Here is a 21,537-nt window from a genome sequence, read left to right on the forward strand (position 1 = left end):
ATGTAAAACATAAAATCCGATTATTTTTAATTTCTTTGGGAAATTCAATGGTTAATCCGCCTGTTTTTCAACTCTTTATCTTATCACTACATACTGCGATATATACACTGCTGCCATTGCTCCGATTACACTCAATACGACATAGATTATTGCCCACCAAACTGCGCCTCGTTCCAATAGTTGATTCGTTTCCAATGCAAAAGAAGAAAATGTTGTAAACCCTCCACAAATGCCAACTTTTAAGAATAAAATCCATTGCGGGTTCCAGTCTTTCTTTACTCCAATAGCTACTACAAACCCTATTAAGAATGCTCCTACAATATTAATCAGTAATGTTTTTATAGGAAATCCACTTTGCGGATTTATTGGAATCAGCCCAATTAGATAACGAGCTATCGCTCCAAAAAATCCTCCCATTCCAACTATAATACAATTCACCATTTTACTTCCTCTCCTCTTGGATAAATGCCTCAGCATCTTTGGATTATTCTAATATTACGTATTAAGCAAGTGCTCATCTTTTCAATATTTAAGAACCTACTCTCTTGTCATAATCCCTGTAAACTGTCCAACACCGAAACGTCTCATAAACATTTCACATTTGCATAGGAAAAAATAATAAATATTTAATCCACAACCGCTTAATCCTTCAAAATTCCCCTGGCCTTTAGAAATTAACAGATCAGCGTTCTCAACCTCATCCATTGCTTCCTGAGATATTGCTCCGATAACATTACCTGGCATTCCCGTACCATTCCCAATTACCTTTTGTGCAACATCTTCCATATGCACATATTTTGCATCCTCTAACGTAGCATCATTTAAAACCGGCTTTCCTCTTACAATTACGGATATATATAAATCAGGATTGATGTCTCGAAGGGTTGCAATCAATAACCTATCTGTTACAATTTCTCCACAGTTATCTGTAAAATATACCAATCTGTTAGCATTGACTATCTCTTTGTGAAAATCAGTCAATAGATTAGAATCTATTTGTATATTTACTGCTTCATCCAATTTATCTTTCAATTCAATATCATTCACATTTTCCAATGCTCCGAAATCAATATAATTTCCAACCATTGCATACTGTATTGCCATTTTTAAATGATTTTCAGATGTATTAACTTTATTTTCCATGTACGGAAAATAATCCAGCATTAATTTATTATAATGCTGTTTGATTTCCGTGTAATCCATTGTGTTACCAAAGAGTTCTTTACGAAAATTATCCATTTGCTCGGCAACCTGTGGTGTAGTTAAACCATCACTATTTTTTACAATTTCATTAACTTTATATTGATATTCTTTTATTTTTTTCTCTGTTGCACCAACCGGATATCTATTATTATTTCGTTTTATCTGACATATTTTACACTTTTCATTTATAACCATAATACGGCACTACATTCCTCTCTCTGAAACTTCAGACTCACGAACATGCTTAAACAATGTAACTTCACCCCTATATACTGCTTCTATATCATATGAAGGTTCTTCATTTTGCTCAAATGTTCCATATGCATCAACGATATATATCACTCCGTCAATTTTTTGAATTTCTCCCTCGATGTTGAAATTAAAAGTCACTAAATCTTCTCTCTTGAACCTAGGTTTTCCTAACATTTGTTTTTTCCTCCATTAACTTTCTTGAACACTATATTATACAACTAATTATATATTTCTATTGTGTCATCGTCAATTGAAAAAGGACCAGCTCTCACTGGTCCAAAAACATTCTGCGTAAAGTTCTCTACCTCTCCCCTGTTATTCGTATTTATCAGCGAAACAAACCCTCTTTAATCCAAGCAAAGCTGCGGCTCCGGAAGCACTTGTTCCGAAAAATAATATTTCTGTAGATAGCAAATTGGGCGTGTAAAAAAACAAAGGTTTTTCACACGCCCAATAAGGCCGCCTATTTTCGTTCTAAAAGCACTACTGTTTCACAATGATCGCAAAATGGGAACATATCCACAGGCTGAATACATTTCACCTGATATCCATGCTTCGTTAAATATTTTAGATCTCGTGCCAACGTATCCGGTCCACATGAAATATATACCACTTTCTTCGGATTCAACTTCACAACAGATGATAAGAATTTTACATCACTTCCGGCTCTCGGAGGATCCATAAAAACTACATCTGCCTTTTGATCATTCTCTGCCATCTTCACCATAAACTCACCTGCATCTCCCTGTCGGAATTCTGCGTTTGTGATATGATTTTCTTTTGCATTGATTTTGGCATCTTTTACAGCGTCTTTATTTAGCTCTACCCCGATTACTTTCTTTACATGCTTTGCTGCAATCAGACTGATTGTTCCAATACCGCAGTAAGCATCAATAATTGTTTCTTTTCCTTTCAATCCTGCATACTCAATTGCTGTGTTATACAAAATTTCTGTCTGCACCGGATTGACCTGATAAAATGATTTTGGTGAAATACGAAATGTACATCCGCACAATTCATCTTTAATAAATCCAGTCCCATAAATCGGTTTTTCTTTTTCACCTAAAACCATACTTGTCTTTTTATCATTCACATTTAATACAACCGTTGTAATCTCCGGATGTTCTTTTCGAAGTGCTTTCACAAAATTATTTTTTGATGGAAGAATTGGAGAACCCAAAACAAGGATTACCATAATTTCCCCACTTTTAAATCCTCTACGGACCATAACATGGCGAAGCAGTCCGTACCCTGTATCTTCATCATATGTTTTAATTTTAAAAGATTTCAGTAGGTTTTTAATTGTATGAATGATTTCCTGGCTTTTCTGATCTTCAATAAGACAGTTTTCTACCGGTACAACTCGATGACTTTTCGCTTCATATGTTCCGGAAATGACATTCCCCCTTCTGTCGCGATCAAACACTGCATGCACTTTATTTCTATAGTAATATGGGTTTTTCATTCCTATGATTGGTTCTACTTTTCCATAACCACCCAACAAAGACTCTTCCTGTCTTTGTTTTTTCTGCAACTGCTTATGATATGACATTCCCTGATACTGACAGCTTCCACATTTTTTCGAGATTGGACAGACTGCCTGTTCTGTTGATTTTTTCTTATTTTTTCCTTGTTCTGATTTCATTTATCTACCTCTATAAAATTCCAATGCCTTCTAACAGAATCTTCAACCCGATTAAAATCAAAATGATTCCACCACATAATTCTGCTTTTGATTTATATTTTGTTCCAAATATACTTCCGATTTTTATTCCTACCGCTGAACAGACAAATGTTACAACTCCGATAAATACAACTGCAGGTAAAATTGCAACCTTCAGAAAAGCAAATGTCACGCCAACTGCCAGTGCATCAATACTCGTCGCAACCGCAAGCAAAAACATGGTTTTTATATCCATTGCATCATTTGACTCTTCCTCTTCACACAATGATTCTTTTATCATACTTCCGCCGATAAACAACAATAGTATAAATGCAACCCAGTGATCATACTGTGTCAGTTTTTCAGCAAAAAAACGACCTGCAAAATATCCGATCAATGGCATCAATGCCTGAAAGCCTCCAAACCACGCCCCTGCAATTGCCATATGTTTCTTCTGGATCTTTCCCAGTGATAATCCTTTGCAAATCGATACTGCAAAAGCATCCATAGAAAGGCCAACTGCTAAAATAAAAAGCTCTAAAATATTCATTGGTTTATTCCTCTTCTTTCGTTTGAACATAAGAAAACTCATAGACAACCTTTTCGTATTGTCCATGAGTCCCATCATTTTCAATTTTTAGAAAATTCTCATAATGTCATTATACATAACAACCACCATTAATATCATTAACAATGCGAATCCTGCAAAATGAACCATTCCTTCTTTTTCCGGCGGAATACGTTTTCCTCGAATGGCTTCGATAAACAAAAATATCAAGCGTCCACCATCTAATGCCGGAAATGGTATGAGATTCATCACACCTAAGTTTGCTGTCAACAAAATCCCGATATTTAAAATATTCAGCCATACCACCTGCATTCCCGCTGGTTTTGCCTGTTGATATGCATTATCTACTACCGATACGATTCCGACAGGTCCTGACATCTGATTGATTCCAACCTGTCCGCTAAGCAACATTTTTAAGCATTCGAAAGTATAAGATATCCAGTATTTCACTGTATAGGCACCATATTTTAATGTTCCGAAAATCCCCGGTTTTGTACGCTCACCAATACTTACGATACCAAGTCTGGCATAGGAATCATTTTCCAATTGTTTTGCCACCAGTTCTGCGGTATGCGTTTTTCCATCACGTTCATATGTGACAGACAATGAATCGCCCTCTTTTGTTGAAAAATTATACAATGTAATTTCTTCCCACAAATGAATACTATGACCATTGATCTTTGTGATAACATCCCCTGCCTGTAATCCTTGTTCCGCAGCGGAATACCCTGTTTCTACTGCACCTATTTCCGGTGAATGATACCCAATCCATCCAACCAGAATAATACAAAGAATCCATGCCAGTATGAAATTAAATATCGGCCCTGCTGCAATAACAGAAATTCTTGCCCAGACGGATTTACTATTAAAACTACCTTCCGCTGTATCATCCGCATCGTCCTCTCCCATCATGCATGCACCGCCCAAAGGAAGCAATTTCAGAGAAAATTTTGTCTCTCCAATCTGCTTCCCGATCAATGTCGGTCCCATGCCCAATGAGAACTCATCGACTCGGATTTTATTTGCTTTGGCAAGCAAAAAATGACCTAATTCATGAAAAATTACAATTGCACTAAATAATAAAATCGCAATGATTATACCCATTAATTACCACCTTTATATTTTGCTAAAATATATTCATACGTTTCCTGCTCTGTAGCCAGAATTTCCGGTATTGTTGGATTTACAATATTTTTATGATGCTCCATACACTCCCGGATAATTTCTGGAATCTGCAGATATCGAATCTCACGATTCAAAAACATTGCAACCGCTTTTTCGTTCGCAGCATTGAGTACTGTTGGAAGCGAGCCACCGATTCTTCCTGCTTCATAAGCAAGTTTCAATCCATAAAATGTTTCCATATCCGGTTTCTCAAATGTAATCTGAGTCAATGTTTCAAAATCCAATCTTTCCCCCGGTAAATATCTTCTCTCTGGGTAATATAATGCATACTGGATTGGAAGCTTCATATCCGGTGTACCTAACTGTGCGATCACCGCTCCATCCTCATATTCTACCATTGAGTGGATAATACTTTGTGGCTGTACAACCACCTGCACCTGATCTACATTTACATCAAACAGCCATTTTGCTTCTATAACTTCCAGCCCCTTATTGACCATGGTTGAAGAATCAATTGTAATCTTTCTTCCCATTGCCCAGTTCGGATGTTTTAATGCATCTTCGACCTGTATATGCTCCAGTTCCTCACGCTTTCTTCCTCTAAACGGACCTCCGGAAGCAGTCAGTAAGATTTTGTGTAATGCCTTTTCCTGTCCTCCTTGTAGAGACTGGAATATTGCACTATGTTCACTGTCTACAGGTAAAATTGATACCCCATATTCTTTTGCCAGAGGCATGATAATATGTCCTGCTGTAACAAGAGTTTCCTTATTGGCAAGCGCGATATCTTTTCCGGCTTTGATAGCTTCGATCGTTGGAAGGATTCCTATCATCCCCACAATTGCTGTTACAAGAATCTCAGATTCTTCTATTGCCGCTACCTCAAGCAAACCATCCATTCCTGTCACAACCTTAACATTCAAATCCTGAATATTATTCTTTAATTCAGCTGCTTTCTTTTCATTCCATACAGCAGCCAGTTTTGGATGAAATTCTCGAATCTGCTTTTCCAAAAGTTCTATATTATTCCCCGCTGCCAAAGCAACGACATCCAAATCTCCATTTGTTCTTGCCACTTCCAATGTCTGTGTACCTATAGAACCTGTTGAACCTAATATTGCTATTTTTTTCATTATACTCACCTATTATTCTCTTTATATCTAAATTATATCTCGCATATTGCTACATACTTTTTCTTATATTTACAAAATATTAGACAAGAAATATATCAATGGTGCTGTAATAATAACACTGTCAAATCGATCCAGGATACCACCATGCCCCGGTATCAGCTTTCCATAATCTTTAATATTATAATTTCTCTTTATCGCAGAAGCTGCCAGGTCACCGATCTGTGAAATCGCACCGCCTGCTGCTCCGATAATTGCAAATTCAGCAACACCGACGCCTGCACCGCCCCATTTATTGATTGCAAGTGCATAGAGAACTCCGATCAACGCTGCTCCGACAATTCCGCCGATTCCACCTTCTACAGATTTCTTTGGACTTAGTACCGGTGCCATTTTATGTTTTCCGATCAACATACCGACACAATATGCACATGTATCACATCCCCATGCACAGATAAATACAAGCCATACTTTAAATACTCCGCCAACTTCAATTCGGATCTGATAGATATATGAAAGCATAACAGCAACATAGAACAATCCAAAATATGCAGCCATCAACTGATCTGCATGATATGTTGGATATGCGAAAACCATAATTGCCATAAGACAGATTAAATATCCTAAGAACAACATCATAAACCAGTCATGATTACCTTTTGATAACAAGGAACTCATGTATAACAAAACATAATATCCTATGGTAAATAAATACCCACATATTCCCAATGGTTTTTTTTCAATTTTGAACACCTTGTAAAGTTCACTCAGTCCGATCAGACTGATAACTAAAACAGTTCCAAATAAAATATTTCCACCTGAAATAATTGTGATCAACGCAATGATCACTAATAATATTCCACTCAACAAACGTGTCTTAAACATTCTGATCCTCCTTTATTCCTCCGAAACGACGATCTCTATTATTATATTGTTCGATTGCACGGATCAATTCCTCTTTTGTAAAATCAGGCCATGGAACATCTGTAAAATAAAACTCTGAATAAGCAAGCTGCCATAACAGATAATTTGACAAACGCTGTTCTCCACTTGTACGGATCAGCAGATCCGGATCTGGAATATCCCAGGTATCTAAATATGAACTATACAATTTTTCATCTATATCTTTCGGATCTACTTTACCATCTACACAATCCTGAGCTACTTTTCGCACAGCACGGACAATTTCATCACGGCTTCCGTAATTTAATGCAATTGTAAAGTTCAATCCTCCGTTATCTTTACTTGCTTCTTCCAATTCATGGATACGTTTTTTAATATCATCATCTAAAGGGGCGATATCTCCGATCACGCGAATCTTCATATCGTTTTTCTTCGCTGTCTTCAGACATGTTTTCATATAATTACGAAGTAATGTCATCAAAGCATCGACCTCTGATTTTGGGCGATTCCAGTTCTCTGTAGAAAACGCATAAACAGTCAGATATTTAATTCCCATTCTCCACGCTTCTTCACAGATACGCTCTACATTCTTACTTCCCTGTGCATGTCCATAATTTCTAGGCATTCCTTTTGCCTTTGCCCAACGTCCATTTCCATCCAGAATAATGGCTACATGTTGTGGTACATTCATAGTTTTCCTCCTTGCTAAGTACATACAGCATAAGAGGGGCTGCAATAACTGCGCCCCTCCATATAATTAGACAGTCATGACTTCTTTTGTCTTCACATCTACTGCTACATCAATTTCTTTGATGTATTTATCTGTTAATTTCTGAAGCTGTTCTTCCAGATCTTTAATCTCATCCTCTGAAATATCACTTCCTTTTAATTTCTTGAACGCATCGTTTCCATCACGACGAATGTTACGGATTGCAACTTTTGCGCCTTCTCCTTTTTTCTTAACATCTTTTGCAAGCTCTTTTCTTCGCTCTTCTGTAAGCTCTGGGAAGATCAAACGAATGCTTGTTCCGTCATTTGTAGGATTGATGCCGATATCAGATACAAGGATTGCTTTTTCGATTTCCTTAAGCAGGCTCTTCTCCCATGGCTGAATCTGGATCATACGAGCTTCTGGTACAGATACGTTAGCAACCTGCTGGATTGGTGTTGGTGAACCATAATAATCTACTGCAAGCTTATCCAATACATGTGGATTCGCACGTCCTGCACGGATTGTAGCAAGCTCACTGTTCAGGCTGTTAATTGATTTCGTCATCTTGTCGTCGTATACTTTCAATTGTTCGTTCATATCTTATTAATTCCTTTCTTATACAGTTACTTTTGTTCCTGTAAATGTTCCACTCATTGTCTCAACAATACTGTTCTCTTCATTCAGTCCGAAAACAAGCATCGGCATCTTATTCTCCATACAAAGAATGGATGCTGTCATATCAACTGCTGCGAGCTTCTGATCAATAACATCCTGAATTGAAATCTCATCATACTTTTTCGCTTCCGGATTCACCTTCGGATCACTGTCGTAAATTCCATCGATTGCTTTTGCAAGAAGCATTGCATCTGCTTCAATCTCGATTGCACGAAGTACTGCACCTGTATCTGTTGAAAAATATGGATGTCCTGTACCGCCTGCAAAGAAAATTACTTTGCCTTCTTCTAATGAAGCAAGTGCTGCATCTTTTGAGAATAATGATGTAAATGCTCCACATACAAATGGTGTGAAAATCTCTGTCTTCATACCTACATGTCTGAAAATATCTGATACATAAATACAGTTCATAACTGTTGCAAGCATACCAATCTGATCTGCTTTCGTACGGTCAATTGTTTCACTTGTACGACCTCTCCAGAAGTTACCTCCTCCTGTTACAATCGCAATCTGATAACCTTCATCAACTAAAGTTTTGACCTGCTTTGCCACTCCGATACAAGTAGCTTCATCAAACCCTGTTTTTTTATCTCCGGCAAGTGCTTCGCCGCTAAGTTTTAAGAGTACTCTTTTCATAACAATCTGCTCCTTAACGTATTCCGATAGAAAAATAATTTATCATTTTTCTATATTTAGATTTATAAATTGAAGTATACCATATCTTTTCTATTTTGTCATGTATATATCGTTCTTCTTTATATGGTTTTCTATCTGGTTTTTCGATTAATATATCTTGCTTTATATTTTGAATATACAATCGTCTGATCTTTATACAAACTGTAATATCCTGACACTGCATAGCTGATAGAAATTGCGATCAAATAATATGCAGCACCGGAAAATCCAAACAATTCAAACGAAATTAACATTGCTGTAATCGGGCAATTTGTCACTCCACAGAATAACGCCACCATACCAGCTGCTGCAGCCACCTCCGGTGACACATCAAGTATATTTCCCATCACACAGCCAAACGTCGCTCCAATCGCAAATGCCGGTACAATTTCTCCTCCTCGATACCCGGCACGCATCGTAATGGCTGTCAATATCATCTTCCATAAGAAATCAAGAGGACGTGCATCTCCTGTTGCAATCGCTCGTGCAATAAGTTCATTTCCTGCTCCCATATAATCTTTCGTCTGTAATAAAACTGTGATTACGATTACAAGACATCCCGCCACAACAACACGGATATATGGATTTTTTAAATATTTACCATAAATTTGTCCTGTCCATTTTAATAACACACAAAATAAAATACTGAGTACTCCACATAGTGTTGCAATAATTCCCATTTTAATGCCGCTCTCAATCGTAAGCACCGGAATTCTGTCTACTGGAAATGTCTCCGGGAAAATTCCCATACCTGTTGCAAACTCTGCTGCTATGATAGATGCCGTCACGCATGGAAGTAAAGCTACATAATACATAACTCCTACACTTACTACTTCCATTGCAAATACTGCCGCTGCCATCGGTGTTCCGAATACTGCCGCAAACGCCGCACTCATTCCACACATGATTATGACATGCTGGTCAAATTCATCCAGGTGTACAAGCTTTCCAAGCCAGCTTCCGATACTTCCTCCAAATTGAATGGAAGCTCCTTCTCGACCTGCCGAACCGCCTGTTAAGTGAGTAAGCAAGGTTGCCACAAAAATTAATGGTGCCGAACGAAACGGAACCTTATCTCTGGAACGGATCGTTGCTAATACCTGATTCGTACCTCCATCTTGTCTTCCCATCTTTTCATATAAAAATACAATAATCAATCCCGCTATAGGCAAAAGCAGGAACACCCATAAATGGCTGTTCCTATATTCTGTCGCATATTTTATACAAGCTGCAAAGACACTGCTGGCCCCACCAACCACCAGACCGGTTAACACTGCAAGTGCAAGCCATTTCAAAAAATTATTTACGTCTCGTCGGGTTCTTTCATAATAGTAATAAATTAAAATCTTCCCTTTATCAAATAGCGTTTTTTCATTTTCTTTTTCCACAGCTCACACCTCATTCAACTTATTCTATATTTACAATAATATCATGGATATAAGCACTGTGACAATACCACAGATTCCGATAGCCAATCCACTCATTGCACCTTCAACTTCGCCAATTTCAATTGCTTTTGAAGTACCAACCGCATGACTGCATGAACCAATAGCAAGTCCTGCCGCTATAGAATCATTTACATGGAAAATCTTAATTAAATACGGAGCAAGAATGCTTCCTAATATTCCAGTAAAAATAACGGCCACTACAGTGATTGGTACAACCCCGCCATTTCCTTCTGAAATGCTGACTGCTATCGGAGTTGTCACAGATTTTGGTACCAATGATACTGTAATACTCTGCTCAAGACCAAATAATTTACACATACCATATACACTGAACATAGATGCAGCGGAACCAACAACACATCCTACCAGAATTGGAAGCCAGTATTTTTTCAGGATATCAAGTTTTGAATAAATCGCAACTGCCAGGCATGCTGTGGCCGGTGCCAGGAACATATTGATAATTGCTCCTCCCACATCATATGCATCATACGAAATATGGAATATTTCTAACACACCTACTATCAATACAATCGCAATAATTAATGGATTGCAAATTGGTGACTTTGTTTTTTTCTGAATTTTTACACCAATCCAAAACGCAATCACACTTAATGCTACACCAAAATATTCTGAGTTACATAATTCACGCATTATTTCTTCCTCCTGTTCATCAGCTTCATCACAAATTGTACGCTGTATGCAGTTGCTGCAAACGTAATAATCGTAGAAACAATACAGATAATAAGGAACGGAACAAGTGTGCTTTTTAAAATGTCAAAATAATTCATAACACTTACTCCTGCCGGAACAAAAAAGAATGCCATGTTTTCCATTAAAAAATCTGCTTTTTCCTGAATATGTTCGATTTTCAAAACACCTGCCAGCAGACAGATAAATAACAAAATCATTCCAATCACACTGGATGGAAATGAGAAAGGTAAATACGCTGCCACTACCTGACTAAGCCAACATACAGTAAAAAAGATTCCTATTTGTTTAATAATTTTCATTTTTAAATCACCCCAAGCTACATTACACCTTAGATAAAAAATTGTCAATCAAATTACTATTGATTTTTTTCGCAGTAAAGTTATAATTTTTCATAATAGTATATTTGATTTTATTGACATTCTCTCTTATATGTTCTATTATAAGAGTGATTTTCACACTTTAAAGAATTAAAACATCACAGTGTGCAAATGTCTGTTTTTTGATTCGCTAATGAATAATAGTATTATTTTTTATAATGATTGAGAGGTAAAAATTATGATTATTGTATTAAAACCACACGCTTCTGAAGACCATATTCTTCGTGTTGAAGAATTGATCAAGAAAAAAGGACTGGAAGCACACATTGTCCGAGGTGAAGAGATGACAATCATCGGTTGTATCGGAGATACTACTGCCGTTGATCCAAGACTCTTTGAAGTTGATTCTGCAGTCGACAAAGTCATGCATGTCCAGGAGCCTTACAAACTTGCAAACCGTGCATTCCATCCGGATGATTCTATTATTGATGTATCTGGTGTTAAAGTCGGTGGAGAACATCTTGCAGTAATTGCAGGTCCTTGTTCTGTTGAATCTTATGAACAGGTACTGGAAATTGCTAAAGCTGCTAAAGCTTCCGGTGCAAATATGATCCGTGGCGGTGCTTTCAAACCGAGAACAAGCCCTTATTCTTTCCAGGGATTGGGCCTTGAGGGTCTTGATATCCTCTGTGCGGTACGTGATGAAGTAGGTCTCCCTATTGTAACAGAATTAATGTCACCGGATTATCTGGATGTCTTCAATGAAAAGGTTGACTTAATCCAGATTGGTGCAAGAAACATGCAGAATTTTGATTTATTAAAACAACTGGGGAAGGTTGACCGTCCTATCCTTCTGAAACGTGGTCTTAACGCTACTTATGAAGAATGGATTATGTCAGCAGAATATATTATGGCTTCCGGTAATGAAAATGTAATCCTCTGTGAACGCGGTATCCGTACTTTCGAGTCCTTCACAAGAAACACATTGGATCTTCAGAGCATTCCTGTATTAAACAGCAAAACGCATCTTCCTGTTATCGTCGACCCAAGTCACGCCGGTGGAAAATGGTGGCTTGTAGAACCTATGGCAAAAGCCGCTATCGCTGCCGGAGCGAACGGATTGATGATTGAAGTACATAATGATCCTGACAGTGCTCTTTGTGACGGTGCACAATCATTAAAACCGGAGAAATTTGACGCATTAATGAAACAGATTCGTCAGATTGCTGCTGTCGTAGATAAAAGAATCTAGTTTCAAGGAGAACAAACTATGGAATTAACAGTAAACTTAGGAGAAAACAGTTATCCTATTTATATTGAAAATGGTATTCTTCCACACGCCGGAGAATATATTTCAAAATTCTATCATGGAAAAAAAATCATCTTGATTTCCGATGATAATGTATTTCCACTATATGGAGAAACAGTATTGAATTCTCTGCAAAATTATGAATGCCATACCCTTGTCTTACCACATGGCGAACCAACAAAAAGTTTTGAATCTTTACCTAAGATTTATTCCGCTATGCTTGATGCGAAAATTTCCAGAAGTGATCTTGTCATCGCTCTTGGTGGCGGCGTAATTGGAGACCTGACAGGATTTGCAGCTTCCAGTTTCCTGCGCGGCGTAAAACTGGTTCAGATTCCAACTTCTCTTCTGGCTCAGGTTGATTCCTCAGTCGGTGGAAAAGTTGCTGTCGATCTTCCACAAGGGAAAAATCTGGTCGGTGCATTTTTCCATCCAAAAATGGTTCTTATTGATCCAGATGTATTAAACACATTACCTACGCGATATATCAATGATGGGATGGGTGAAGTAATTAAATATGGCTGCATTAAAGACGCAACACTTTTTAATACTCTAAAAGTGCATACTTCCTTTGAGGATTTAAAACCGGAACTTGCTTCTATCATTGCACGATGCGTAGATATCAAACGTATTGTTGTCGAACATGACCAATTCGACACCGGAGAACGTATGCTATTAAATTTTGGCCATACACTCGCCCACACAATTGAACAATATTATCATTATGAACGCGAAAGCCATGGCGAAGCCGTAGCAATCGGTATGTATCAGATTTGTAAGATTGCCGAAGAAAAAGGATTAACGAAAGATGGCTGTGCCACTGAAATCAAACAGCTCCTTCAAACATACGGCCTTCCGTTTTCATGTAATCTTCCAATTGACGATTTGACCGGTGCAATTAAACTAGATAAAAAGAATTTAAATAATCATTTGAATGTTGTACTGTTACATACCATCGGTGACAGTTATGTATATCCTACTGATGTCACATTTTTCGATGATGCCGGTATCATGTAACTTTCATCTAATATTTTGCATTCAAAATCGCTTTAAACAAATAAAAGAACGTTATCGTATACCGTATTTCTAAATACACGACAACGTTCTTTTTTATATTTTCATTTCAAAAATAAACTGACGAAGTATCCTAAAACTCCTTCATAACTGCCGTAAATGCTGCTTCTAAGTCTTCAATAATATCATCAATATTTTCCAGACCAACTGAAATTCTGATCATTCCACCATCAATTCCTGCTGCTACAAGCTGTTCATCTGTCAGCTGACGGTGTGTCTCTGATGCAGGATGAAGCACACACGTACGAATATCGGCAACATGTACTTCATTGGATGCCAGATGTAATGAATCCATAAATTTAGCTGCTGCAGGACGACCACCCTTAATTATAAAGGAAATAACCCCACTGCATCCTTTCAAATATTTTTCAGCAAGTGCATGACATGCATCGGATTCTAACCCTGGATAATTTACTTTTTCTACTGCCGGAGATGCTTCCAGATATTTTGCAACCGTCATTGCATTTTCACAATACTGTTTCATACGAACAGGAAGTGTCTCTAATCCCATATTCAATAAAAATGCGGAATGTGCTGCCGGATACACTCCAAAATCACGCATCAACTGCATTCTGGCTTTAATAATATATGCCATGTTCCCATAACTTTCTGTATAAGAGATTCCGTGATAAGATTCATCTGGCTCTGTGAGTCCTGGAAAGTTTCCATTTGTCCAATCAAACTTACCACTGTCAACAATTACACCGCCAATCTGAACTGCATGTCCATCCATATATTTACTTGTCGAATGAATCACGATATCTGCACCAAATTCAAATGGTTTACATAAAATTGGTGTTGCAAATGTATTATCAACAATAAGCGGTACATTCATTTCATGTGCAATATTAGCAAAACGCTCAATATCAAATACAACTAACGCCGGATTGGCAAGTGTCTCTCCAAAAACAAGTTTTGTATTTGGCTTAAATGCTGCCTTAATCTCTTCATCACTTGAGGCTGCATCTACGTAAATACACTCAATTCCAAGTTTTTTTAATGTAAATGAAAACAGATTGATCGTTCCTCCATAAATCTGTGGAACACTGATAATGCTGTCTCCTGCCTCACAAATATTTAAAATAGAAAGCAATGTTGCTGCCTGACCGGACGTAGTACACATCGCACCTACTCCACCTTCTAATGCAGCAATCTTTTCTTCTACTGCCATTACTGTTGGATTTCCAAATCTAGAATAGCAAAGCCCTTTTGTCGGATCATCAAAAATTGCAGCTACTTCTGCTGCTGAATCATATACATATGTAGTACTCTGTACAATTGGAAGTACTCGTGGTTCTCCATTTTTAGGTGTATAGCCTGCATGCAGACATTTTGTTTCATCTCTCATTATCACTTGTCTCCTTTTCTTAAGTCATATATAAATTCTAGCAAATTTCATCAACTTTTCCTAGCAATTTTATCAGATTTATGAATCTGATCTATAATTCGGATTGTATTCAGGGAAATATCCAGATATGGGTGTTCTACATTTTCTTCCTTTATAAGCTCATAAAATTTCTGAATCTCATAAATCATATTATTTTCTACCGGCTTGTATGGTAGTTTTTCACACGTTCCACCTTCTAGTCCGTCCCTGTCTCCCTTGCGCAGTCTTATCTCGATTTCTGTCGGACTGCCAATATGATTCAATAAAATAGAACCCTTTTCTCCTTGAATCACACTCGGATTAACCGAAGCTGTAATTTTCGAATATACTGCCTGTGCCAGAAAATCCGGATATTTCATCAAAACAACTCCACTACCCTCAAATCCATTTGAAAGAAATGTAGAATACGTCTCTACCTTTTCCGGTTCTCCAAACAAACGAACAATTGCATGGATACAATATACTCCAATATCACGTGCCGCTGAATTCAATAACTCCGGATCAAAAGCATTTTCCACAATTCCATTAAGGAAATTATCGTATCTGCTGGAATACTGACAAAATTCAAATTCCACTCTCCTCAATGTTCCAATTCTAGGAAGCTGCTCTTTCACTAATTCAAAAGCAGGATCAAAATCTGACCTCATTGCCTCTAAAAGAATTACATGGTTTTTCTTTGCACACGCAATCATTGCTTCTGCTTCCTGCTCATTAATTGCCATAACCTTCTCGCATAATACATGCTTTCCGGATTCCATTGCCTGTATTGCCTGTTCGCAATGAATATAATTTGGTGATGCAATATAAACCGCGTCCAGTCCTGAATCTAAAAAATCTGTATAATCAGTAAATACGTGCTTTATATTATACTTTTGAGCAAAGCTCTCTCCTGTCTGTTGTGCCCTTGAATATACTGCAAATAACTCCGTTTGAGGATTTTGTATAGCTGCCTCACAAAATTTATGACTAATTTTATTTGTCCCTACAATTCCAATTTTTATCTTCATATACTACTCTTCCTATTTCTCTTCCCATTCTCGCTTTGTAAATAAAATGTCATGATTGATCAAACGATAGAAATCGCGTTTCATTTCTTCATATCGCTGATCCCCCAACGCCATTAACCACATCATCTTCGTAATAGTTGCTTCCAACGTCATATCATACGCTTCCAGTAATTTAAAGTCCAGTTTTACACGCTTGCCAACTTCGTATACAGTCATATTACTTCCTTCATTTGCAACCTGCGTAGTCATCACAACAATTTTGCCTTTGTCTTTCCATTTATTCATTTCTTCGTAAAATTCTTCTAATAAACTCTCTGGAATTCCACCCACTCCAAAACTCTCAATGACAAGACAGTCATAATTTTCAAACAAGTAAGGTAAAATATCTGCCTTCATTCCCGGAATCAATTTCAACACATACACACTATTTTTCATTTCATAATAAAATCTGACTGGACCTGTGTACGGCATTTCTGTAATATAACGTACCAAAACACCATCTTGGATTACTGCAAGATATGGGAAATTTATGCTTGTAAATGCATTATAGCTCTTTGCTCTCTCTTTTCTTGCTCTTGTTCCCACAATAACTTTCCCGTCAAATACTATATTCACATCCTGAGAATCATTATCCGAAGCATATATAAAACTATCCAGCAAATTCGTCTTTGCATCAGTAACATCCATTTCTATCGGTTTCTGTGCACCTGTAACAACAATCGGTTTTCTGGAATTCTGAATCATATAAGACAGTGCCGCTGCTGTATATGCCAAAGTATCCGTTCCGTGACAAATTACAAATCCATCATACTCATTATAATTTTCTTCTATTGTTTTCACCAATAATTTCCAATGATCCGGTGTTACATTTGTACTATCTAAATTGCAAACTTGAATAGACTCTACTTCACAAATCTTTGCAACTGCAGGTATATAAGTCAAAATATCCTCCGGCGAAAGCCCTGGCGCAAGTCCGTATTCTGTTTGTTTCGAAGCAATCGTCCCCCCAGTTCCTATCATCAATATCTTTTTCATATCGCTCCCTCTCCATGTTTCTCGTATAAATGAGTATACCACAATTTATATCATATAGAAAGGATGACTCTGTGCAATCATAGAAATCATAGAAATGGATGTTGCTGTTCACAGTACCTGTGACCAGCAACAAATGGATTCTTTATTTATATTACAGTCATAGTTAGCTAACGGCTTATTCTCACACAAATTTTGCCATTAACCATGCCGCTATCGGAATCACAATCACACATGAAATAGCTCCAAAAATCATTGAAACACAATTCTGAAATAGAATTTTAGAATTTAATATAATCTCTATTGAATAATCCTGGATTTTTAAATATGCAAAAAGCAATAATGACTCACCTAAATATGCAAATAACAATGTATTCACTGTTGTCCCAATCACTTCTCTTCCTATTTGAATTCCACTTTCCATTACTTCTTCCATTTTTAAATCTGCTCTATGCATTTTCACTTCATATATTGATGTTGTAACTGTCAATGCCATATCAAGGACTGTTCCCAATGTACTAAGTATAATCACAGACACTGCAACTTTTTGCATATTAATATCTAAATTCATATTATAATAAAATACGTCTTCTCCTACTGCCTGTATTTCATTTAATCCACCTGCTTCGCTTTTCCATATTACAAAATATACAGCAAAAAATAATATACTCATTGTAAGTAATACCGCTATAAATGCACTCCACGTTTTCACGTTAGAACCATTTTGATAAAACAACGTAATACATGAAATCAAAAAACCTGCTCCTATCGTAGTAAAAAGAACTGGCATTCCAGATGCCATAAGCCAAATTGCCAAACTTATCACAAACAGATTTCCGCACAATGCTATCAGAGATACTACTCCTCTGTCTCCACCGACAACTACAATAGAAATCAATAAAATTACGCCCAATGCCATCAGCATGTTATTTTTCTCCTCTTTATCGTCGTTTTCATTATTAATGAAGTAATTAAAATAGAAACCGGAATGGCAAGAACAATTCCTGTACTTTCAACAAAAAACCGACATAATTCACATGGAATATGCAACTTAATAATTGTCATAAACCGTATTTCATTATTCATTCGAATCAAACATGTTGGAATCAATCCACATACAAATACAAACAGCAATACATTTATCATAGTCCCCATGATGTCATATCCTATTTCTCTTCCCGATTTAAAAAGTTGTAAAAATGTCACATCTGGTTTCTTCCTAATGATTTCACTCAAGGCTGTAGCTATGGCAACCGCCACATCCATAATTGCACCTATTCCAGAAAGTAATATCTCTGCATGAAAAATTTCATCTGGATTATCTATACTCCCAAGATATTCCATTGTTGAATAGTCTACCTCTTGTGCATAAGTAATTACAATATCAAATGCTCCCATGATTATTACAAGGACAATCAATGTCGATACTATTGACGCTATTGTTTTTTTATTGATTCCATTTAAACCAATCAGCGTTGCAACTGCAAAAAATACTATCATCCTGCTACAAATTTCCAACACATTAGAAGTATTTTCCGCACATATAAATCCAATTATAAATATCACGATATTCATCAATACTGTAATAATTGTCAATACTCCTTGCCTTCCTGTAACTATTACAAGTAAAATAAATAAAAATCCTATTAAACTCACTAATTCTGTATCACGCTTCAAACCTCTTATTCCTAATTTGATATCATCTTTTGTGCCATTTAAAAATACTTTATCCCCTTTATGATATTTCTGACTTAACATCCCAGTGTAAGTATACTCATTTGATGCCCCTATCATTTTCCCCTTACTTTTTCCATTAAGAACAATTCCGCGAATACTTTGTTTATATTCTGTTTCCATAGTTCCACGCGTACTTTTTGTTTCACCCGATTCCATTGTTTCTACTTCAGTTAATTTTGCAATTGGGATGTGATATAGCCATGCATCGCACATTGTAAAAAGAATAGCTGTCAGATACACAATAATCAATATAACTTGTTGTTTTAATTTTTTACTTTTCTTTATATGTTTTATTATCTTTTTTCCAAACTGTCTCATTTTTATCCTACTTTGTTTCTGCATTCCTTGCATATTCCACAAAAAACGACTACATCTATTCATATTTCGAAGATTGTAGTCGTTTCATTACTTTTCAATTGTCAAATATGGATTTTTACAACGCCTCTTTAATTGCCGCAAGCAACTCACTATATTCCTCGTATGCCGGAAGTTCCGGATACTCTTTCTTAATAGCATCTGTACTTCTAAAAAGAAAGCCAGCCTTACTTGCCTGAATCATACCCAAATCGTTGTGGCTGTCTCCACTTGCTATCGTATCATACCCGATAGACTGCAGTGCTTTCACTGTTGTAAGCTTTGACTTTTCACATCTCATTTTAAATCCTGTGATTTCTCCAGTTTCTGCAACTTCAAGTGAATTACAGAAAATAGTCGGCCATCCCAGTTTTTCCATAAGTGGACTTGCAAACTGTGTAAATGTATCACTTATAATAATAACCTGTGTGATAGAACGAAGCTCATCCAGGAACTCTTTTGCCCCCGGCATTGGATCAATCTTTGCAATCGTCTCCTGTATTTCTTTTAATCCAAGTCCATGTTCTTTTAATATCTGAATTCTCCAGTTCATGAGCTTATCATAATCAGGTTCATCTCTTGTAGTTCTTTTGAGCTCCGGAATACCACTTTCTTCTGCGAAAGCAATCCAGATTTCCGGTACAAGCACTCCTTCGAGATCTAAACATACAATATTCATCTTTCTTCCTCCATAATTTATCAGTTTAATAGGATAAAGTATACCACACCTTTTTGGTTATGTCATCTATGATTATGTATATGTGATGATAAAAACAAATATTTTTATCTTTCAGCCAGGTACTTCTCCGTCAATTTCACTGCATCTTCAATACACTGAGAACAACTGCACAATACCTTTCCAGTATCAACACCCTTCAGTTCACGACAGATGCATGATCCATTTTTCCCAACGAACCGTTCTACCTGTTCTCTTATCTTTTTATATGTAGTCCCCTTCGTTTTAGACCCTTCTTTTGTACTTCCCTTGCTATTATCAAGCCCTATGATCATTGCCATTCCTGAAAGTGCACCGCACATCTCCATGCATCCCATACCAAGGCCAAAGCCTTCTGCTATACGAAACATTTCATCTTCATCAATACCAAATTCTTTACAAAAAGAACAAGCTACCGCCTGTGCACAATTACATCCTCTGTTATGCAATTCCAATGCATGTTCTACTTTTGTACTCATCTTTCTTTTCTCCTCTTCTCTTCTTATCTTTTTGTTATTATGTTTCTTACTTCTTAACATATCATTTACTTATAATTTTTTAATTCTTGTAATAGCAGCTCTTATCGTCTTAAATAAAAATAGAAAGTAAAAGCGCAAACTAGCTGCTTTTCCAAATAGGAAAAACAGCTAATCTGATAAATGCCCAACACTTTAAATCTTATTAGTTATTAGAATAAAATGATCCCATATAACGGATATATTCATCATCTGTTTTATTTGCCTGCCAATTATGAACATTTGCTTTATTATGTTCGCCTGCAATAACAGAAAGAGATTTTCCGAGATTGTCAAATGCTTCTTCAACGCAAGCCTCCGGTGTCATAGCAGTCTTCATAACAGCTTCTCCTGCCGGTCCGCCCGGAAGGTTGCTTAACAGACTTGGTGTTATTGTTGTGCCTAAAGTAATAACCTCCACATCAACATTTGTACTCTCACATTCTGCTGCTACAGCTTCTGTCAACTTTTTAATATAGGATTTACCTGCACCATACTGTGCATTATATGGTGAACTGCTGATTGCTGTTAAAGAAGATACATTGATCACAGCACCACGATCCTGTTTTGCAAAGATTCCCATATAGTGATAGAAGCATTTTAAGAAAGTCATAACGTTAACATTAATCATCTGCTCATGCTTCTCCCATGGAGTATCCTGTAATTTCCCAAATGTATGGAAACAGGCAACATAACTCATGAATCCCATATCAAGATCTTTTGTTGCTTCAAAAATCTTATCTGTACAGTCAGACTGTGCAAAATCCGCACGGATAACCATATGATCTACGCCATATGTTTCACTGATATTTTTTCCAAGTTCCTGCAGCATCTCTTCTCTTCTTCCTACAAGAACAACACTCATTCCCTCAGAAGCAATTTTTTCTGCAAAGGCTTTTCCCACTCCTTCAGTTGCTCCCAGAATAATTCCCCATTCACCGTATTTTTCTCTTAAATTCACCGTTTTTTCCTCCATTTCTTTACGATTCACACTGAGATATACTATAACATGTCTAGAGAATTTT

The 21,537-nt window shown here is 36.9% G+C and carries 24 protein-coding genes; 2 read left to right on the forward strand and 22 right to left on the reverse strand.

The window, feature by feature from the left end; genetic code table 11:
- Nucleotides 1-75 precede the first annotated feature (75 nt).
- The 14 genes from crcB to LQE94_RS02910 all read right to left on the reverse strand — a co-directional run bounded on the left by crcB (nt 76) and on the right by LQE94_RS02910 (nt 11,364).
- The gene (gene crcB, locus LQE94_RS02845) at nt 76-441 is read right to left on the reverse strand and encodes a fluoride efflux transporter CrcB (RefSeq protein ID WP_240576937.1); all 366 of its coding nucleotides are present in this window, start codon (nt 439-441) and stop codon (nt 76-78) included.
- 96 nt (nt 442-537) lie between these two features.
- Complete coding sequence (locus LQE94_RS02850; RefSeq protein ID WP_240576938.1) at nt 538-1,398, reverse strand: damage-control phosphatase ARMT1 family protein; 861 nt, start codon at nt 1,396-1,398, stop codon at nt 538-540.
- Nucleotides 1,399-1,407: 9 nt separating this feature from the next.
- Nucleotides 1,408-1,629, reverse strand: a complete 222-nt coding sequence (locus tag LQE94_RS02855) for a hypothetical protein (protein ID WP_022075434.1) — start codon at nt 1,627-1,629, stop codon at nt 1,408-1,410.
- A gap of 289 nt (nt 1,630-1,918) precedes the next feature.
- Nucleotides 1,919-3,100 carry a 23S rRNA (uracil(1939)-C(5))-methyltransferase RlmD gene (gene rlmD / locus LQE94_RS02860; protein WP_240576939.1) on the reverse strand — a complete coding sequence of 394 codons (1,182 nt, stop codon included), beginning with the start codon at nt 3,098-3,100 and terminating at the stop codon, nt 1,919-1,921.
- A gap of 10 nt (nt 3,101-3,110) precedes the next feature.
- Nucleotides 3,111-3,668, reverse strand: coding sequence for a manganese efflux pump MntP (locus LQE94_RS02865; RefSeq protein ID WP_240576940.1), 558 nt, complete (start codon nt 3,666-3,668; stop codon nt 3,111-3,113).
- A gap of 87 nt (nt 3,669-3,755) precedes the next feature.
- Nucleotides 3,756-4,790: an RIP metalloprotease RseP gene (gene rseP / locus LQE94_RS02870; protein WP_240576941.1), complete on the reverse strand. Its 1,035-nt coding sequence runs from the start codon at nt 4,788-4,790 to the stop codon at nt 3,756-3,758.
- Nucleotides 4,790-5,944 carry a 1-deoxy-D-xylulose-5-phosphate reductoisomerase gene (locus LQE94_RS02875; protein WP_118688153.1) on the reverse strand — a complete coding sequence of 385 codons (1,155 nt, stop codon included), beginning with the start codon at nt 5,942-5,944 and terminating at the stop codon, nt 4,790-4,792. The genes rseP and LQE94_RS02875 overlap by 1 nt, the downstream gene beginning before the upstream one ends.
- Nucleotides 5,945-6,013: 69 nt before the next feature.
- A complete protein-coding gene (locus LQE94_RS02880) occupies nt 6,014-6,826 on the reverse strand; it encodes a phosphatidate cytidylyltransferase (RefSeq protein ID WP_022075441.1) in 813 nt (270 codons plus the stop codon).
- Nucleotides 6,819-7,535 (reverse strand): isoprenyl transferase, encoded by a 717-nt coding sequence (locus LQE94_RS02885; RefSeq protein ID WP_022075442.1) that lies wholly within the window; start codon nt 7,533-7,535, stop codon nt 6,819-6,821. The genes LQE94_RS02880 and LQE94_RS02885 overlap by 8 nt, the downstream gene beginning before the upstream one ends.
- Before the next feature lie 66 nt (nt 7,536-7,601).
- Entirely contained in the window at nt 7,602-8,153 is a 552-nt protein-coding gene (gene frr / locus LQE94_RS02890) for a ribosome recycling factor (protein WP_022075443.1), read from the reverse strand.
- Nucleotides 8,154-8,171: 18 nt separating this feature from the next.
- Entirely contained in the window at nt 8,172-8,867 is a 696-nt protein-coding gene (gene pyrH, locus LQE94_RS02895) for a UMP kinase (protein WP_022075444.1), read from the reverse strand.
- Between the two features lie 131 nt (nt 8,868-8,998).
- Entirely contained in the window at nt 8,999-10,294 is a 1,296-nt protein-coding gene (locus LQE94_RS02900) for a chloride channel protein (protein WP_240576942.1), read from the reverse strand.
- A gap of 30 nt (nt 10,295-10,324) precedes the next feature.
- Nucleotides 10,325-11,005 carry an LrgB family protein gene (locus LQE94_RS02905; RefSeq protein WP_240576943.1) on the reverse strand — a complete coding sequence of 227 codons (681 nt, stop codon included), beginning with the start codon at nt 11,003-11,005 and terminating at the stop codon, nt 10,325-10,327.
- On the reverse strand, nt 11,005-11,364 hold the full coding sequence (locus LQE94_RS02910) for a CidA/LrgA family protein (RefSeq protein WP_022075667.1): 360 nt from the start codon (nt 11,362-11,364) through the stop codon (nt 11,005-11,007). The genes LQE94_RS02905 and LQE94_RS02910 overlap by 1 nt, the downstream gene beginning before the upstream one ends.
- 256 nt (nt 11,365-11,620) lie before the next feature.
- Between LQE94_RS02910 and aroF the strand changes: the two genes are divergently transcribed.
- Both aroF and aroB read left to right on the forward strand, forming a co-directional pair.
- Entirely contained in the window at nt 11,621-12,634 is a 1,014-nt protein-coding gene (gene aroF, locus LQE94_RS02915; RefSeq protein ID WP_117989768.1) for a 3-deoxy-7-phosphoheptulonate synthase, read from the forward strand.
- A gap of 18 nt (nt 12,635-12,652) precedes the next feature.
- Nucleotides 12,653-13,708, forward strand: coding sequence for a 3-dehydroquinate synthase (gene aroB / locus LQE94_RS02920; protein WP_240576944.1), 1,056 nt, complete (start codon nt 12,653-12,655; stop codon nt 13,706-13,708).
- Between the two features lie 130 nt (nt 13,709-13,838).
- Here the strand turns inward: aroB and LQE94_RS02925 are convergent, their stop codons facing one another.
- The 8 genes from LQE94_RS02925 to LQE94_RS02960 all read right to left on the reverse strand — a co-directional run bounded on the left by LQE94_RS02925 (nt 13,839) and on the right by LQE94_RS02960 (nt 21,473).
- A complete protein-coding gene (locus tag LQE94_RS02925) occupies nt 13,839-15,113 on the reverse strand; it encodes an O-acetylhomoserine aminocarboxypropyltransferase/cysteine synthase family protein (protein ID WP_117989766.1) in 1,275 nt (424 codons plus the stop codon).
- 50 nt (nt 15,114-15,163) lie between these two features.
- Nucleotides 15,164-16,159, reverse strand: a complete 996-nt coding sequence (locus LQE94_RS02930; protein WP_022075663.1) for a Gfo/Idh/MocA family protein — start codon at nt 16,157-16,159, stop codon at nt 15,164-15,166.
- 12 nt (nt 16,160-16,171) lie between these two features.
- Nucleotides 16,172-17,194, reverse strand: coding sequence for an asparaginase (locus LQE94_RS02935; protein WP_240576945.1), 1,023 nt, complete (start codon nt 17,192-17,194; stop codon nt 16,172-16,174).
- A gap of 181 nt (nt 17,195-17,375) precedes the next feature.
- The gene (locus LQE94_RS02940; RefSeq protein ID WP_117989764.1) at nt 17,376-18,116 is read right to left on the reverse strand and encodes a YibE/F family protein; all 741 of its coding nucleotides are present in this window, start codon (nt 18,114-18,116) and stop codon (nt 17,376-17,378) included.
- Nucleotides 18,110-19,246: a YibE/F family protein gene (locus LQE94_RS02945; protein WP_240576946.1), complete on the reverse strand. Its 1,137-nt coding sequence runs from the start codon at nt 19,244-19,246 to the stop codon at nt 18,110-18,112. The genes LQE94_RS02940 and LQE94_RS02945 overlap by 7 nt, the downstream gene beginning before the upstream one ends.
- Before the next feature lie 115 nt (nt 19,247-19,361).
- Nucleotides 19,362-19,961, reverse strand: a complete 600-nt coding sequence (gene thrH, locus LQE94_RS02950) for a bifunctional phosphoserine phosphatase/homoserine phosphotransferase ThrH (protein ID WP_117989762.1) — start codon at nt 19,959-19,961, stop codon at nt 19,362-19,364.
- A 104-nt stretch (nt 19,962-20,065) separates the two neighbouring features.
- The gene (locus LQE94_RS02955) at nt 20,066-20,476 is read right to left on the reverse strand and encodes a C-GCAxxG-C-C family protein (RefSeq protein ID WP_117989761.1); all 411 of its coding nucleotides are present in this window, start codon (nt 20,474-20,476) and stop codon (nt 20,066-20,068) included.
- 202 nt (nt 20,477-20,678) lie between these two features.
- Entirely contained in the window at nt 20,679-21,473 is a 795-nt protein-coding gene (locus tag LQE94_RS02960; RefSeq protein WP_117989760.1) for a 7beta-hydroxysteroid dehydrogenase, read from the reverse strand.
- Nucleotides 21,474-21,537 lie beyond the last annotated feature (64 nt).

It is taken from the genome of Mediterraneibacter sp. NSJ-151, assembly GCF_022487435.1.
GTDB lineage: Bacteria > Bacillota > Clostridia > Lachnospirales > Lachnospiraceae > Schaedlerella > Schaedlerella hominis.